At 64.1% G+C, this 14,858-nt stretch carries 12 protein-coding genes; 4 read left to right on the top strand and 8 right to left on the bottom strand.

Going from position 1 to position 14,858, the window contains the following annotated elements; all coding sequences use genetic code 11:
* Positions 1–81 precede the first annotated feature (81 nt).
* From ABK249_RS06070 to ABK249_RS06040, 7 genes are all read right to left on the bottom strand, one after another.
* Positions 82–963 (bottom strand): transglutaminase family protein, encoded by an 882-nt coding sequence (locus ABK249_RS06070; protein ID WP_227703796.1) that lies wholly within the window; start codon positions 961–963, stop codon positions 82–84.
* Positions 963–3,374 carry a circularly permuted type 2 ATP-grasp protein gene (locus ABK249_RS06065; RefSeq protein WP_348862432.1) on the bottom strand — a complete coding sequence of 804 codons (2,412 nt, stop codon included), beginning with the start codon at positions 3,372–3,374 and terminating at the stop codon, positions 963–965. The genes ABK249_RS06070 and ABK249_RS06065 overlap by 1 nt, the downstream gene beginning before the upstream one ends.
* A 9-nt stretch (positions 3,375–3,383) precedes the next feature.
* The gene (locus ABK249_RS06060) at positions 3,384–6,722 is read right to left on the bottom strand and encodes a transglutaminase family protein (protein ID WP_348862431.1); all 3,339 of its coding nucleotides are present in this window, start codon (positions 6,720–6,722) and stop codon (positions 3,384–3,386) included.
* Positions 6,723–7,099: 377 nt separating this feature from the next.
* Positions 7,100–8,260 carry an ABC transporter permease gene (locus ABK249_RS06055; RefSeq protein ID WP_227703793.1) on the bottom strand — a complete coding sequence of 387 codons (1,161 nt, stop codon included), beginning with the start codon at positions 8,258–8,260 and terminating at the stop codon, positions 7,100–7,102.
* Entirely contained in the window at positions 8,257–9,192 is a 936-nt protein-coding gene (locus ABK249_RS06050) for an ABC transporter ATP-binding protein (RefSeq protein ID WP_407722110.1), read from the bottom strand. Before ABK249_RS06050 ends, ABK249_RS06055 begins: the two co-directional genes overlap by 4 nt.
* 26 nt (positions 9,193–9,218) lie before the next feature.
* Positions 9,219–10,184: an HlyD family secretion protein gene (locus tag ABK249_RS06045; RefSeq protein ID WP_348862430.1), complete on the bottom strand. Its 966-nt coding sequence runs from the start codon at positions 10,182–10,184 to the stop codon at positions 9,219–9,221.
* Entirely contained in the window at positions 10,181–10,801 is a 621-nt protein-coding gene (locus tag ABK249_RS06040; protein ID WP_348862428.1) for a TetR/AcrR family transcriptional regulator, read from the bottom strand. Before ABK249_RS06040 ends, ABK249_RS06045 begins: the two co-directional genes overlap by 4 nt.
* A gap of 171 nt (positions 10,802–10,972) precedes the next feature.
* Between ABK249_RS06040 and ABK249_RS06035 the strand changes: the two genes are divergently transcribed.
* The 4 genes from ABK249_RS06035 to ABK249_RS06020 all read left to right on the top strand — a co-directional run bounded on the left by ABK249_RS06035 (position 10,973) and on the right by ABK249_RS06020 (position 14,101).
* Positions 10,973–12,748, top strand: coding sequence for an ABC transporter ATP-binding protein/permease (locus ABK249_RS06035; protein WP_037155890.1), 1,776 nt, complete (start codon positions 10,973–10,975; stop codon positions 12,746–12,748).
* A gap of 1 nt (position 12,749) precedes the next feature.
* On the top strand, positions 12,750–13,469 hold the full coding sequence (locus ABK249_RS06030; protein WP_037155893.1) for a DUF1003 domain-containing protein: 720 nt from the start codon (positions 12,750–12,752) through the stop codon (positions 13,467–13,469).
* A gap of 66 nt (positions 13,470–13,535) precedes the next feature.
* Entirely contained in the window at positions 13,536–13,790 is a 255-nt protein-coding gene (locus ABK249_RS06025; RefSeq protein WP_037155896.1) for a type II toxin-antitoxin system ParD family antitoxin, read from the top strand.
* A complete protein-coding gene (locus ABK249_RS06020) occupies positions 13,790–14,101 on the top strand; it encodes a type II toxin-antitoxin system RelE/ParE family toxin (protein WP_227703790.1) in 312 nt (103 codons plus the stop codon). Before ABK249_RS06025 ends, ABK249_RS06020 begins: the two co-directional genes overlap by 1 nt.
* Before the next feature lie 9 nt (positions 14,102–14,110).
* Here ABK249_RS06020 and ABK249_RS06015 read toward each other — a convergent pair whose 3' ends face one another.
* Entirely contained in the window at positions 14,111–14,821 is a 711-nt protein-coding gene (locus tag ABK249_RS06015) for an alpha/beta fold hydrolase (protein WP_348862427.1), read from the bottom strand.
* Positions 14,822–14,858 lie beyond the last annotated feature (37 nt).

Below are 14,858 nucleotides of genomic sequence, written 5' to 3'. Positions count from 1 at the left end.
GGATGCGGGTATAGGAAGGGCTAAGCGGATCGTTACAATTTTAGCGATTTCAATGAATTAGCATCAAAACGGGGCGGAAGGTCAGGATTTCAGCGGGACGACGTCGACCGCCTGGACGGCCTTCTGACTTCCGTAACCTTTCAGAACGCCGATGACCGGGGCGATGTCGGCATAGTCGCGGCCGTAGGCCACGACGATGTGGTCGCCGCCGGCCGGAATGTTGTTGGTGGGGTCGAGTTCGACATAGCCCATGGTTTCGCCGCACCAGACCCGCACCCAGGCATGCATGGCATCCGCCCCTTCGAGCCGTTCCTTGCCGGGCGGCGGAATGGTGCGCAGGAAGCCGGAGACATAGCCGGCCGGAATGCCGAGGCTTCGGAGCGCCACGATCATGACATGCGCGAAATCCTGGCAGACGCCGCGCTTCAGGCGGAAGGCCTCCTTGGGCGTGGTGTCGACCGTGGTCGCCTTCGTGTCGTAGGTGAAGTCCCTGTGGATGCGGGCGCAGATCGCAGCGGCAATCTCGCGCACCGTCTGGCCGGGCCTGGCGATCTCGCGGGCATAGGCGGCGATCTGCGGCTCTTCGGGTAGACGCGGGCTCGGAGCGGCAAAATGATGCGGCGAAGAGGCATCGACCGACCAGAGGCGCGTCAGTTCCTCCCTGAGCGCGTCGAGTTCCGGCGAGAGATCGGCCGTCAAAGGCTGAGGCTCCACCATGACACGGGCCTGCATGCGGATGTCGAGACGCTCGTGCGGCGCGCGCAGCAGAACCGAAGTCGCCTGCTGGCCGAAGAAATCGATGAAGGTCGCCTTCTCCTCGGCGTTCGGCATCACGGTCAGCGAGCCGGCCACCAGCCGCTGCCGGTCGGGCAGCGAAAGCGGCAGGACACGGATCAGGTGGCGGGCGCCGGTGGCCGGCACGTCGTAGACATAACCCATGTGGAGGGAGAGGTCGTAAAGCATCAGCTGAAATAGGTCCGCCCGAGGATATCGGACAGCCTCTCCATCTCCTGTTCGAGCTTCAGGTAGACCTCCTGGTTCATCGCCTCCGGGGTCATGACGGCAAGCCCGGAATGCAGCCGCATCGCCTCGCGGTAGAAGGGCGACATCTGACCGTTGACGAAGGCGTTCGGCAGCTGCTCCACCTCGGTGCGGATCTCGTTCAACTGGAAGAGGATCGAGCGCGGGTTGAGCGGATCGAGTGCGAGCAGGTCGGCGACGGTCAGCCGCGCCGTGTTGACGTTGTAGCGGCGGCGATGGGTCATGACGCTGTCGCCGATTTCGAGCAGCATGTCGAGCGAGCCGTCGGGCGCATCCGGTCCGGACATATGGCCGAGCAGGCGGGTCATGTGCAGGCCGCGTTCAAGATGCCGGCCGATCGACAGAAAACGCCAGCCGGTGAAGCGGTACATGTTCTCGTGCACGAGACCGGCAAAGCCCGCAAGCTTGCGCAGGAGGATGGTCATGGCATGCGAGGCATCGTCGCCCGGCTGCACGGCATCGTGGAAGCGGCGGGCGGTCTTGGCAAGATCGGTCAGCGCCAGCCAGCCGTCGGGGGAGAAACGGTCGCGGATGTTGCTCGCCGAATAGATGGCGCTGTCGACATTGCGCAGCAGCGAGACCGGCACGGCCTTCGACATGTCGATGTCGATCGCTTTGAGGTAATGCGTCACGTCGGCCAGCAGCGGCTGTTCGGGATCGGCCGATTCCGCATAGCGCAGGTGCCAGGCGCGCAGGATGCGCAGCGCCCCTTCGGCCCGCTCGATATAGCGGCCGAGCCAGTAGAGATTGTCGGCGGCGCGGCTCGGCAGGCTGCCCGGCATGTTGCGGGTGAAGCTTTCCTCCGGCGGAAGCAGCGTAGGGCGCGCGACCGGCTTGTCCGAGACGATCCAGACATCGGCCGCCGCTCCGCCGGCCTGCATGGCGATCGCCGCGACATCGTCGCCCGAGCCGATGCGGGCAAAGCCGCCCGGCATGATCTGCCAGCCGGTTTCGGTGCGGGCGGCGAAGACACGCAGCGACATCGGCCGCGGGGTGAGCTTGCCGTTGACGTAAGCGGGGGTGGTGGAGAGCGTCACGACCTCCTGGCCGACCAGCTTGGCGCCCTCGGTCGCAAGCCAGTCGCCGACCGCGTCCTTCGCCGTCATGCGCAGCGAGGAACCCAGCACCGACTGGCCGTTATCGTCGAAGAAGGGAAGCCTGGAATAGGCCGGGCCGATGACCATGCGCTCGATATTGCCGGCGACGTGGTCGCGCTCGTTCTTCTGGCCGCACCACCAGGTGGCGATCGAGGGCATGAGAAGATCCTCGCCGGTGAGCCGGCGACAGACAGTCGGCATGAAGGCGAGCAGCGCGCGGGTTTCCAGGATGCCGGAGCCCAGCGCATTGACGAAGGCGAGCGCGCCCGCGCGCAGCGCCTGCACCATGCCGGGCGTACCGATATGGGAGTTCTGGTTGAGCTCCAGCGGATCGGCATAGGAAGCGTCGAGGCGGCGCCAGAGCACGCCGATCGGTTTCAGGCCGGCGACCGTGCGGACCATGACGCGATTGTTGACGACCGTCAGGTCCTCGCCTTCGAGCAGCATGAAGCCGAGATAGCGGGCGATATAGGCGTGCTCGAAATAGGTCTCGTTGGCCGGTCCCGGCGTGAGCACAGCTATCCGGTCCTCCGGATATTGCTTGTGGGCCTGCAAGGCGTCTCGGAAGGCGCCGAAGAAGGAGGCGAGCCGGTGGACATGGCTTTCGGCATAGATGTCGGAAAAGGCGCGGGTGGTGGCGACACGGTTTTCCAGCGCGAAGCCGGCGCCCGAGGGCGCCTGAGTGCGGTCGGCGAGCACCCACCAGTTGCCGTCCGGGCCACGGCCGATCTCGAAGGAGCAGAAATGCAGGTAATGACCGCCGACGGGCCTGACGCCGACCAGCGGCCGCAGGAATTCTGAATTTCCTGCGATCAGCGCAGGCGGCAGTATGCCTTCCTGCACCAGTCTGTTGTCGCCGTAGATATCCGCCATGACGGCTTCGAGAAGATCGGCACGCTGGACGAGCCCCTTCGAGACCGCTTCCCATTCCTTGCCGTCGATCAGCACCGGGACATGGGAGATCGGCCAGTTGCGCTCGCCGCTGCCCTGCGCGCCATAGGTGCGGTAGAAAACGCCGGCATCGCGCAGGTAGCGGTCAGCGCGGGCGAAGCGCTCGTGGAGCTCGGCCTCCGGCATGCGGCCCAAGTGCGAGATCAGGTTGCGCCAGACCGGCTTGATCTGGCCGCCGGCATCCAGCATCTCGTCTGCGATGCCCGGCAGCGCGGCATAACCGAGGATCGGATCGGTGGCGACCCTTTCTTCATTTGCCAGTCCGGTTGCCGGTCCCTTGGACATGGACTTCTCTTACACTCCTTGCGGCCGGCGCAGGTCGAGCGTCAGCGGGAATTCGGGCGAGGGCGCTTCCGGCATCAGCGCGTAGCGACCCGCCGTATGCCCCCAGGGTTCGAACCGGGCAAGCCGGCGCGCTTCCGCCTCGTTGCCGTTGACCGGGAAGGTCTCATAATGGCGACCGCCCGGATGGGCAACATGGTAGATGCAGCCACCGATCGAACGGCCGGACCATGTATCATATATGTCGAAGGTGAGTGGCGTATTAACCGGCAGGACCGGATGCAGGCCGGACGCCGGCTGCCAGGCCTTGAAACGCACGCCCGCCACCGAGACGCCGGATGCGCCGGTTTCCTTCAGCGGCACGGCGCGGCCGTTGCAGGCGACCGTATAGCGCGACCGGTTGGAGGTCTCCAGCTTAACCTGCAGGCGTTCGACCGACGAATCGACGTAGCGCACCGTGCCGCCGATCGCCCCCTGCTCGCCCATCACGTGCCAGGGTTCGAGCGCCTGCCTGAGTTCCAGCTTCGAGCCCTCGTATTCCACCTCGCCGAAGAAGGGGAAGCGGAATTCGAGCTGCGCCTTGAACCATTCGGGGCGGAGATCGAAGCCGTTTTCGCGGAGGTCGGCCAGTACATCAAGGAAATCGGCCCAGATGTAGTGCGGCAGCATGAAACGGTCGGCAAGCGCCGTGCCCCAGCGGACGAACCTGCCCTCGATCGGATTCTTCCAGAAGCGGGCGATGAGCGCCCGCACGAGAAGCTGCTGGGCAAGCGACATGCGGGCGTTCGGCGGCATTTCGAAGCCGCGGAATTCGATCAGGCCGAGCCGCCCGGTCGGGCCGTCGGGCGAGAAGAGCTTGTCGATGCAGATTTCCGAGCGGTGGGTATTTCCGGTGACGTCGACCAGCAGGTTGCGGAACAGTCGGTCGACCAGCCATGGCAGCGGCGGCATGCCCTGTCCGGGCGGCGGCACCTGGGCAAGCGCGATCTCCAGCTCGTAGAGCGAATCGTGGCGGGCCTCGTCGATGCGCGGCGCCTGGGAGGTCGGGCCGATGAAGAGGCCGGAGAAGAGATAGGAGAGCGAGGGATGGCGCTGCCAGTGCAGCACGATGCTCTTCAGAAGGTCCGGCCGGCGCAGGAACGGGCTGTCGTTCGGGTTCGCCCCGCCGACCACGACATGGTTGCCGCCGCCGGTGCCGGTGTGGCGTCCGTCGATCATGAACTTGTCGGCGCCGAGGCGGCTCTCGCGGGCCTCCTCGTAGATCGCAGTGGTGATCGCCACCGTCTCCTGCCAGCTCGCGGCGGGGTGGATGTTCACCTCGATGACGCCAGGATCGGGGGCGACGCGGATGACGTTGATGCGCTCGTCATGCGGCGGCGCATAGCCCTCGATATGGACGGAGAGGCCGAGCGCGGCCGCCGCGTTTTCCGCCGCCGCGATCAATTCGAGATAGTCCTCGATCCGCTCGGTGGGCGGCATGAAGACGCAGAGGCGACCGTCGCGCGGCTCGACCGAAATGGCGGTGCGGACGGCGCCGCCGATGTCGCTGAGGGTCTGTTCGACACGGTCCTGAATTGCGGTTTCATCCGCCTGGAACGAGGCTTCCGGCATGGCGCGGCCGCTCGGGACGAAGACGTCCGGCAGCGGGCCGCGGGGGATGAAGGGATCGGCTTCGTGGATATAGGGAAATTGCGACGGAGGAACGTAAGGGAGCGTGCCGAGCGGCAGGCGGTAGCCGACCGGGCTGTCGCCGGGAACGAGGAATATCCTGCCGCGGCGGGTGCGCCATTTCTCGCTCATCCAGCGTTTGCCATTTGCCGTTCTCCCCGCTTGGGCGTTCCAGGCCTGTACGGGCAGCACGTGGCCGGTCGGCCGGGTCAGGCCCCGCTCGAAGACGCGGGCGATGCGGCTTCTCTCTTCCGGGTCTTTCAGCTTTGAATTGGACGGATCGACATTCTCCGGCAGGCTGCCTTCCTTGATGATCCATTCGGCCGGGTCCTCGAAGGCCGGCGCGACGTAATCGGGATCAATGCCGAGCTCGCCGGCAATCGTCGTCAGGAGCCTGGCGGAATCGTCCTCGGTAACGTCATGATCGCTTCCTTCCTGGGCAATCAGGCCCGGATCGCGCCAGATCGGCTGGCCGTCCTTGCGCCAGTAGAGCGAGAAGGTCCAGCGCGGCAGGCTTTCGCCCGGATACCACTTGCCCTGGCCGTAATGCAGGAAGCCGCCCGGCGCGAAACGTTCCCGCAGCCGGCGGATCAGGGCATCGGCCTTTTCCCGCTTGGTCGGGCCGACGGCGGCGGTGTTCCACTCGTCGGATTCGAAATCGTCGATCGAGACGAAGGTCGGCTCGCCGCCCATGGTCAGCCGCACGTCCTGCGCCTGGAGGGCGCGGTCGACCTGCTCACCGAGATCGTTCAGTGCTTCCCAGGATTCGTCGGAAAACGGCTTGGTGATGCGCGGATGCTCGGCGACGCGGGCGACCCGCATGTCGAAGGCGAAATCCGTCTCGGCCTCGCCGTAATAACCGCCTGAAATCGGCGCGGCATTACGGTAATGCGGGGTGGCGGCAAGCGGAATATGGCTTTCGCCGGTCAGGAGGCCGGAGGTGGGGTCGAGGCCGACCCAGCCGGCGCCGGGAAGATAGGCCTCAGCCCAGGCGTGCAGGTCGGTGAAATCGACCTCGGTGCCGGACGGGCCGTCGAGGGCCTTGAGGTCCGGCGTCAACTGGATCAGGTAGCCCGAGACGAAGCGGGCGGCGAAACCGAGATGGCGCAGCAGTTGCACGAGCAGCCAGCTCGTGTCGCGGCAGGAGCCCCTCGCGGTCGCAAGCGTCTCCTCCGGCGCCTGGACGCCGGGCTCCATGCGAATGACATAGCCGATCTCCTTCTGAAGGCGGGCGTTCAGGCCGACGATCATGTCGACGGTCGGCTGGTCGGAAGACTGGTCGATCGAATTGACGAAGGCTTGCAGGAGGGGCGTTGCCGGCTCCGGCTTGCGGTAGATCGAAAGGTCCTCGACCAGTGTTTCGGGATAGTCGAACGGCCATCTGGTCGCCTCCTCCTCGACGAAGAAGTCGAAGGGATTGTAGACCGTCATGTCGGCGACCAAGTCGACCTCGATCTTCAGTTCGGTGACCGGATCGGGAAAGACGTAGCGGGCGAGATAGTTGCCGTAGGGGTCCTGCTGCAGGTTCACGAAATGGTTGGAAGGGGTCACCTTCAGCGAATGGCTGAGCACCTTGGTGCGGGAATGGGCGGCGGGCTTCAGCCTGATGATCTGCGGTCCTAGACGGACGGGTCGGTCGTATTTGTAATGGGTGAGGTGATAGATGCTCGCCTTGATCGCCATTGTGCCCCTTGCCGGCCGTTCGAAGAGCCTGAGCTCACTGGCCGATCGATGATGATTGCAAGGATTTTGTGCGCTGCACGAAAATAATGCAAGGCGGATTTGAAGCTTGTCGTGTATCGGGAATTACAGGTGCTCGATGTAGAGCATAGCGCCCCGTTACCCCCCTCTGTCCTGCCGGACATCTCCCCCTCAAGGGGGGAGACCGATAGCAGCAAGGCCTTGCCCCCAAACAAAACTCTCGAATTGCCGAAGCTACAGCGAATGAAGATGAGGTTTGCGAAGCCGGCTCATCTTGCCGATCTCCCCCCTTGTGGGGGAGATATCCGGCAGGACAGAGGGGGTGACAGGAAAGCCGCGGTGATACGTGGGAGAACGCCTCAATCCAGCGTCCGACGGAAGCGGGTGACGGCGATCGACATGGCTACGAGCATCAGGCCGGCAAGTGTTGCCGTGTCGTAGGCGAGCACACCGATATCGGCGCCCTTCAGCATGATGGCGCGCACGACCCTGATATAATGGGTGAGCGGCAGGGCCTCGCCGATCCACTGCGCCCATTGGGGCATGCCGGCGAAGGGGAACATGAAACCCGAGAGCAAAATGTTCGGCAGGAAGAACATCATCGCCATCTGCACGGCCTGCAACTGGTTGGTCGCGAGCGTCGAGAACGTATAGCCGATCGACAGGTTGGCGACGACGAAGAGCCCGGTAATCGCGGCGAGCGAGGCCGGATGGCCGACGATCGGCACGCGGAAGACGAGGATGCCGGCGGCGATGATGATCAGCGCCTGGATGAGGCCGATCAGCACGTAAGGGGTGATCTTGCCAAGCATGATCTCCACCGGCGTGATCGGCATGGAGAGCAGGTTCTCCATCGTGCCGCGCTCCGTCTCGCGGGTCACCGAAAGGGCGGTGAAGATCAAAAGCGTCATCGTCAATATCGTGCCGAGCAGGCCGGGCACGATATTGAGCGTCGAAGAGCCGGCCGGGTTGTAGCGGCGGTGCTGGATGACCTTGAAGGCCGGTTTGGTGGGCTCCGAAAACTCGATCTGCCGGTCGTTGGCAAGTGCCGTGGTGATGATGCCGGACAGTGCGCCGAGCGCGGAGCTCGACGCGACCGGATCGGTGGCGTCGGCGGCGACGAGCAGGGCAGGGGTCTCGCCGCGGCGGAGCGCCCGCTCGAACCCTTCCGGGATTTCGACGACGAAGAGCGCGCGGCCGGATTCCAGCAGTTCGTCCATGTCCTCGGCGCGGGTGATGACGGTACGGATCTGGAAGAAATCGGTGTTTTCAAGGGCGGCCAGGATCGAGCGGCCGACATCGGTATTCTCGCGCATCAGGACGGCGGTCGGCAGGTTATGCGGTGTGGTGTTGATCGCGAAGCCGAACAGGAAAAGCTGCATGACCGGGATCATGATCATGGTGGCGAGCGTCACCCGGTCGCGGGTCATCTGGATGAACTCCTTGATCGTCATCGCCCAGAAGCGCCCGAAGGATATGCCGCCGTTGTTGTTCCTGGTCTCGTGTGAGGGCACCGTCATCTAAAATTGTCCTCCGAGCGGCGCATCAGGTCGATGAAGGCGTCTTCGAGCGTCGGTTCGTCCTTTTCCCATTTTAGATCGGCGCGGTCGCGGTAAGGCGCGATCGCCTGTCCGAGGGCTGCCTCGTCATGGCCGGCGACATGCAGGTTGGTGCCGAAGGGGGCGATCATGTCGATGCCCGGCAGCTTCTCCAGTTCCTGCTGGAGGCGGTGGACCTCCGGGCCGGATACCGTCCAGGTGGAAAGGCCGGTGGCGGCGATCACCTCGTCCACCGTGCCCTCGGCGAGAAGCTTGCCATAGGCGATATAGGCGATCTCGTGGCAGCGCTCCGCCTCGTCCATGTAATGGGTGGAGACCAGCACCGAGAGGCCTTCCGTCGCAAGGGCATGGATCTCGTTCCAGAAATCGCGGCGCGCCTGGGGATCGACGCCGGCGGTCGGCTCGTCGAGGAGAAGCAGGGCGGGTTCCGGCAATATGCAGGCGCCGAGCGCAAGCCGCTGTTTCCAGCCGCCGGACAGTTCACCGGCAAGCTGTTTTTCGCGGCCTTTCAGGCCAAGACGCTCGATCGCGGCACTTGCCTTGCCGCGCGGGTCGGAGAGGCCGTAGACGCGGGCGACGAATTCCAGGTTCTCGCGGATCGAGAGATCCTGGTAGAGCGAGAATTTCTGCGTCATGTAGCCGACGCGGCGGCGGATGCGGTCACTCTCGGTCAGGATGTCGAAGCCGAGACAGGTGCCGTCGCCGCTGTCGGGCGTCAGAAGCCCGCAGAGCATGCGGATCGTGGTGGTCTTGCCGGAGCCGTTTGGGCCGAGGAAGCCGTGGATGCGCCCCTTCCTGACAGACATGGAGACATCGTCGACCACCTTGCGGCCGCCGAAGCTCTTGGTCAGGTGGTGGACGTCGATTACCGTTTCCGGGGCTTCGACGGTCATTGTCGGGTCCGTCATGGTTGCCTCGGTCATGGCCGGGCCCCGGCCGAGACATCCACCGGCAGGCCGGGGCGGAAGGATTTCGGATCGGCCGGGATCGCTTCGACGCGGTAGACGAGCTTGGCGCGTTCCTCGAGACTGTAGATTTCCGGCGGCGTGTATTCCGTCGTGCCGGAGATGAAGCTGATCTTCGCATCCGACGGTTCGCAGGCATCGCAGGCGACGCGGATCGCCTGGCCGAGCGCAAGCCTTGCAATCTCGGTTTCCGGCACGAAGAAGCGGATGCGGACGTTTTCCGGCGGCAGGAGCGCGACGATGGGACGGCCGGATGGCACGACCTCGCCGAGCCGGTAATAGAGGGTCTCGATGCTGCCGGCGGCCGGGGCCGCGACGGAGCGCTTGGCAAGCGCTGCCTCGGCCGAAGCGAGATCGGCCTTCGCGGCGGCGACGGCCTCGCGCGCTTGGCGGAGCTGCTCGTCGCGGACGGGCAGGTTGGCGAGGGTGATCTCGCTGCGGACGCTGTCGAGCGAGGCGCGGTTGGCCGCTTCCGTGGCGATCGCCGTATCGAGGCTCGCCTGGGTTGCGGTGCCGCGCTCCACTAGGACGCGGGTGCGGTCGAGATCCTGTTTGGCGAGTTCCAGGCGGGCGGTGGCCTCGCGTTCGGAGGCGCGTAGAACGTCGATCTCCTCGGGCCGTTTCTGGGCCGCTTCGGCCAGATCGAGTTCGGCCTGGGAGCGGGCAAGGGCAGCGCGGGCGGCGGCGACCGCCGCCTCCTCGCTCGACGCATCCAGCCTGAAGAGCGGCGCGCCGGCGGCAACGTCCTCACCCTCGGCGACATCGAGCGCCGTCAGGCGTCCGGCGCTTTCCGCGCCGATGAACAGCGTGTCCGCCTCGACCCAGCCCTGATAGGCACGATCGCCGCTTTCGGCGAGCAGGAAAGGGAGCACAGCGAGCGCGGCTGCAGCGACGAGGACTACGGCGAGGATGCGTTTCATTGTGCTGCCCTTTCCGGCAGGAAGAGCGTGTCGAGGAAAGTGTCGAAGAGTTTTTGCGTGTCGAGATGTTCGTAGCGCTCGAAGAGCGTCGACCAGATGATCGACATCAAAGCCGGCGCAATAACGAGCTGAGGCATTTCGGCGACAGCCGGATTGCGCAATTCGCCGCGCCGGGCGGCTCGGTGCAGGAGGATCCGCAGCACACCGAGGCCCTTCGAAATGATCTCGCGGTGGTAGAATTCCGTCACGCCCGGGAACATCGGGCCTTCCGCCAGGACCAGCCGGAGGAGATGCCGCCGTTCGGTCTCCAGCACTTCGCGCCTGAAGAGGGCGTAGAATATCGAAACGGCAAGCCGCGGCGGGATCGCCTCATTCTGCACAAGCCCGTCGATCTGGCTGAGGATCGGCGAGGCGATGCCCGAAACAAGCTCGATGAACAGCGCTTCCTTGTCCGGGAAATGCAGGTAGACCGTGCCCTTGGCAATGCCAGCGCGGATCGCGACATCCTCCATGCGGGTGGCGGCAAAACCGCGTTCGGCAAACAGCGCGAAGGCAGCGCCCAGGATATCCGCCTTTCGCTGCTGCGGATCGCGCTTTTCTCTTTTCTTCGCTGCCATGTCGTCTCGACATATTTATGACTGACTGGACAGTCATTATCATGGATCACATCCGCATGCAAACAAAAGTCATTGGAGCAACGTCGGGAGAGGTAGCCATATCAATGAATGACTATGTTAAGCGTGTTAGGAAGTCACAAATATCGGCACTACGAAAAAGAGCGGCAAAGGATGACGGACAGTAAGGTGATGCTTCAAGCCTACGAGCTTCCCCTGGGCGGCCAACTCCGCATGATGGTCGGCGCTTTCTGGACAGCGCCGGTTCGCAATCGCGTTCTGGTGCTGACGGCGGCGCTGCTCATCGTGATCTTCGCGACCACCTACGCGACATATCGTCTGAATGAATGGAACGGGCCTTTCTACGATGCGCTGGAGCGTCGGGACATGCCCGAGTTCCTCAACCAGCTTGTGGTCTTCGCCGTCATCGCGCTCAGCCTGACGCTGCTGAACGTCATCCAGACCTGGCTGAACCAGATCACCGCGATGCGGATGCGCGAAGGATTGGCGCGGGATCTTTCCGATGTCTGGCTCGTGCCCGGCCGGGCGATGAAGCTCTCGAGGGCGGGCGCGATCGCGGCCAATCCCGACCAGCGGCTGCACGAGGATACGCGCATCCTCGCCGAAAACACGACGGCGCTGGCAATCGGGCTCGTCAATTCGACCATCCTGCTTGCAAGCTTCATCGGCGTGCTCTGGGCGATCTCGTCGGATTTCACGTTCCATTTCGGCGCGAGGACGGTCTTCATCCCCGGCTACATGGTCTGGGCAACCGTCTTTTACGCGCTCGTCGGCTCATGGCTCAGCAACGTGGTGGGCGACCGGCTGCCGCGGCTCAACGCCGAGCGCTACGCCCGCGAAGCCGACCTGCGCGCTGCGCTGATGCGGGCCAACGAGAACATGAAGCCTATCTCGCTTGCGCGCGGGGAAGCGAACGAGCGCGAGAGGGTGCATCTGGCGATCGACAATGTGCTCGAAATGCTCCGGCAGGTCGCCTGGGCGCTCACCAATCTCACCTGGGTGTCCGCCGGCTTCGGCTGGCTGGCGCTCGTCGCGCCGATCATCATCGCATCGCCCATGTATTTTTCCGGCGATCTTTCCTTCGGCGGACTTATGATGGCGGTCGGCGCCTTCAACCAGGTCAATCAGGCGCTGAGATGGTATGTCAACAATTTCGGCGTCATCGCCGACTGGCGTGCGACGCTGACGCGCGTCTCCTCCTTTCGCAATGCGCTCCTGTCCATGGACGCGCCCGCGGCCGGGGAGAAGGTCATCACCTATCACGAGAACCCGACTGAAGGGGGGATCAGCGTCTGCGGGCTGAGCGTCTTCGCCAATCCCGATCTCGGCGGGCCGGGGAACGGCGTCCAGGTGCGGGAAGGCGAGTGCTTCATCGGGCAGGGCGAGCGGGTGATGATCAACGGCGACCCGGGAGCCGACCGGCACCTCTTCTTCCAGGCACTCGCGCATATATGGCCCTGGGGGCACGGTGAAATCGGCCTGCCGCCGGCTGGAAGCATGATCTTCGTGCCCCAGGAGGGCTATCTGCCGACGGCGAAGCTGCGCGATGTATTGACCTATCCGCACGGCCTGCCGGGCGCGGACGACGACATGCTGGCCGAAATGCTCGAAAGGGTGGGGCTGCGGCGCCTCGTCCACCGGCTGGACGACGTGGAGCGCTGGGACCGGCTGCTCGACAAGGACGAGGAAGTGTCGCTGCTGGTCGCCAATGCGGTCTTGCGCAAGCCGGACTGGCTCGTCATGGACGACGTGCTGGAAGGCCTGGAACCTCACACCAACGAACAGCTTCTGGCCGTGCTGGCCGACCTTACAGGCTCGACGCTGATCTATATCGGCCGCTCGGAAGATTTCCTCAAGAAATTCTCGCCGCGGCTCTTCCATCTGGCGCCGCTTGCGGCGCGCACAGAGATCAGGAATGTAGAGGCGTGACATGAACAGACATCCGGCATCGGCCAAGACGGGGCAGTGCATCGTCTGCGGCCGGACCTTTCCCAAGTGGAAGCTGCACAGGATCGGCTATCTGAGGCCGCATCTCTACGAAATGATCGCCGCGGAAGTGAAGGATTGCGCCGCCGAAAGCCTGATCTGCGACGAGGATCTCGGCCATTTCCGGCGCCGCTATGTGGAAAAGCTGCTGGACGAGGAGCGTGGCGAGCTTTCCCAACTCGACCGCCAGGTGCTCGACAGTTTCGAGAAGGGGGCTTCGACGGTGCAGGCCGGCGCCGTCATTTTCGACCGCAATCTCACCTTCGGCGAGCGGATCGCCGACAAGGTGGCCTCCTTCGGTGGCTCCTGGACCTTCATCCTGCTGTTCATCGCGGTCCTGCTGGCATGGATGGCGCTCAACATTTCCGGTCTGTTCGCCACCCCCTTCGATCCCTTTCCCTTCATTCTCCTGAACCTTGTGCTGTCATGCGTCGCGGCGCTGCAGGCGCCGGTGATCATGATGAGCCAGCGGCGGCAGGAAGAGAAGGACCGCCTGCGGGCCGAGAACGACTACATGATCAACCTGCGCGCCGAGCTCGAAATCCGCCAGCTCCACGAGAAGATCGACCACCAGATGGCCAAGCAATGGGAGCGGCTGGCCGAGCTGCAGCAGATCCAGATCGAGCTTCTGGAACTGCGCCAAGGCGGGCGGGAGCGGGAGTGACGGTTGTCATCTGTCTTGTCGGTTTTATCAAAAATTGATAAGATTAGATAGATAAGAGGTAATGTGATGCCATCCAGCTACAGTCTCGGCCCGCATTATGAAGGCTTTGTGCGGGAACTCGTGGAAAGCGGCCGTTATGCCAGCGCCAGCGAAGTCGTGCGCGACAGCCTGCGCCTTCTGGAGGAACGTGAAGAGCAGCGCCAGGCGCGCCTCCAGGTTTTGCGCGAGGATATCCGCGCCGGAATTGAGAGCGGTGCAGGTATCCCTGCCGATGAGGTCTTCGACCGCCTTGAAGCGAAGTACGGCGGAAGCCGTTCCTGATGGCCGTCGCATTCTCGCCTGCCGCCGTGCAGGACCTGGAAGAGATCGGCGACTATATCCACACTGACAATCCTATTGCGGCCTACCACGTCATCGCGGAATTGCGTGTCCGCTGTAACCGGCTGGTCGATATGCCACGCATGGGAGCGCCACGGCCTGAACTGTGGGCGGGCCTGCGCGCATTTCCCTTTCGCCGCTATGTCGTCTTCTATACGGTCGAAGGCGAAGATGTCCGCATTGAACGCATCCTACACGGTGCTCGCGATATCGAGACTATTTTCGGCAAGGAAGATGAACGTCCCGAGGGGTGAGCGTTTCGCTTACCCGATAAACTCGTGAATGATCCGGGCGACCTCGTCCGGCATTTCGAGCTGCAGCATGTGGCCGCTCGGCACTTTCATCGACATCCAGCCGGGATCGGCGCTCAAGCGCTTGTAGATGCCGGAGAAAAGTGCAGCCTGATCGATATTGGCCGAGACGTAGAGCCGTTTCGCGATGGTTTCGTGGGCGCCGGTCAGTCTGAGCTTCTGGATCATGGTCGCGAAGGGATGCGGCGAGCGGCCGGTCATGTAATGCCTCAGGTGCTCCGGCACGTGGGTCGCGTGGCGGGCCGGGGGCGGCACGGCGACGCCGCCGAGTTCGCCTGCCGCGGCGAGATTGGCAAGCGCGATTTCCGGGCCGAGAAGGTCGAGTGCCGACTGGCCGTCCGACGGCAGGAAGGCGTCGAGATAGATGAGGGTCCGGATGCGGCTTGAAAAACGGTCGGCGACGCCGGTGATCACCATGCCGCCATAGGAATGGCCGACGAGATCGAAATCATCGAGACCTTCCGCCTCGATAAGGCCGGCAACGTCGCCGATATGGGTGTCGAGATTGATCGCGCCGGAAAAGAGATGGATGCGCTCGCCAAGCCCCGTCAGGCTCGGCACGAAGACCTGATGGCCCATGCCCCGCAGAAGATCGGTGACCGGCGTCCAGCTCGCGCTCGATCCCCAGGCCCCCTGCACCAAGACTATCCTGCGGCCGGTCATTCGATCCCCTCCCTCGACATCCGAACGATGCCGGTTG

It is taken from the genome of Neorhizobium phenanthreniclasticum (assembly GCF_040066075.1).
Classification (GTDB): domain Bacteria; phylum Pseudomonadota; class Alphaproteobacteria; order Rhizobiales; family Rhizobiaceae; genus Neorhizobium; species Neorhizobium petrolearium.
Note: the sequence above shows the minus strand (reverse complement) of the source record. Positions and strands in the feature narration are given on the sequence as shown.

Coding starts and splice junctions, on each gene's coding strand:
- ABK249_RS06070 (WP_227703796.1), bottom strand. CDS start 963: ATGCTTTACGACCTCTCCCTCCACATGGGTTATGTCTACGACGTGCCG.
- ABK249_RS06065 (WP_348862432.1), bottom strand. CDS start 3,374: ATGTCCAAGGGACCGGCAACCGGACTGGCAAATGAAGAAAGGGTCGCC.
- ABK249_RS06060 (WP_348862431.1), bottom strand. CDS start 6,722: ATGGCGATCAAGGCGAGCATCTATCACCTCACCCATTACAAATACGAC.
- ABK249_RS06055 (WP_227703793.1), bottom strand. CDS start 8,260: ATGACGGTGCCCTCACACGAGACCAGGAACAACAACGGCGGCATATCC.
- ABK249_RS06050 (WP_407722110.1), bottom strand. CDS start 9,192: ATGACCGTCGAAGCCCCGGAAACGGTAATCGACGTCCACCACCTGACC.
- ABK249_RS06045 (WP_348862430.1), bottom strand. CDS start 10,184: ATGAAACGCATCCTCGCCGTAGTCCTCGTCGCTGCAGCCGCGCTCGCT.
- ABK249_RS06040 (WP_348862428.1), bottom strand. CDS start 10,801: ATGGCAGCGAAGAAAAGAGAAAAGCGCGATCCGCAGCAGCGAAAGGCG.
- ABK249_RS06035 (WP_037155890.1), top strand. CDS start 10,973: ATGACGGACAGTAAGGTGATGCTTCAAGCCTACGAGCTTCCCCTGGGC.
- ABK249_RS06030 (WP_037155893.1), top strand. CDS start 12,750: ATGAACAGACATCCGGCATCGGCCAAGACGGGGCAGTGCATCGTCTGC.
- ABK249_RS06025 (WP_037155896.1), top strand. CDS start 13,536: ATGCCATCCAGCTACAGTCTCGGCCCGCATTATGAAGGCTTTGTGCGG.
- ABK249_RS06020 (WP_227703790.1), top strand. CDS start 13,790: ATGGCCGTCGCATTCTCGCCTGCCGCCGTGCAGGACCTGGAAGAGATC.
- ABK249_RS06015 (WP_348862427.1), bottom strand. CDS start 14,821: ATGACCGGCCGCAGGATAGTCTTGGTGCAGGGGGCCTGGGGATCGAGC.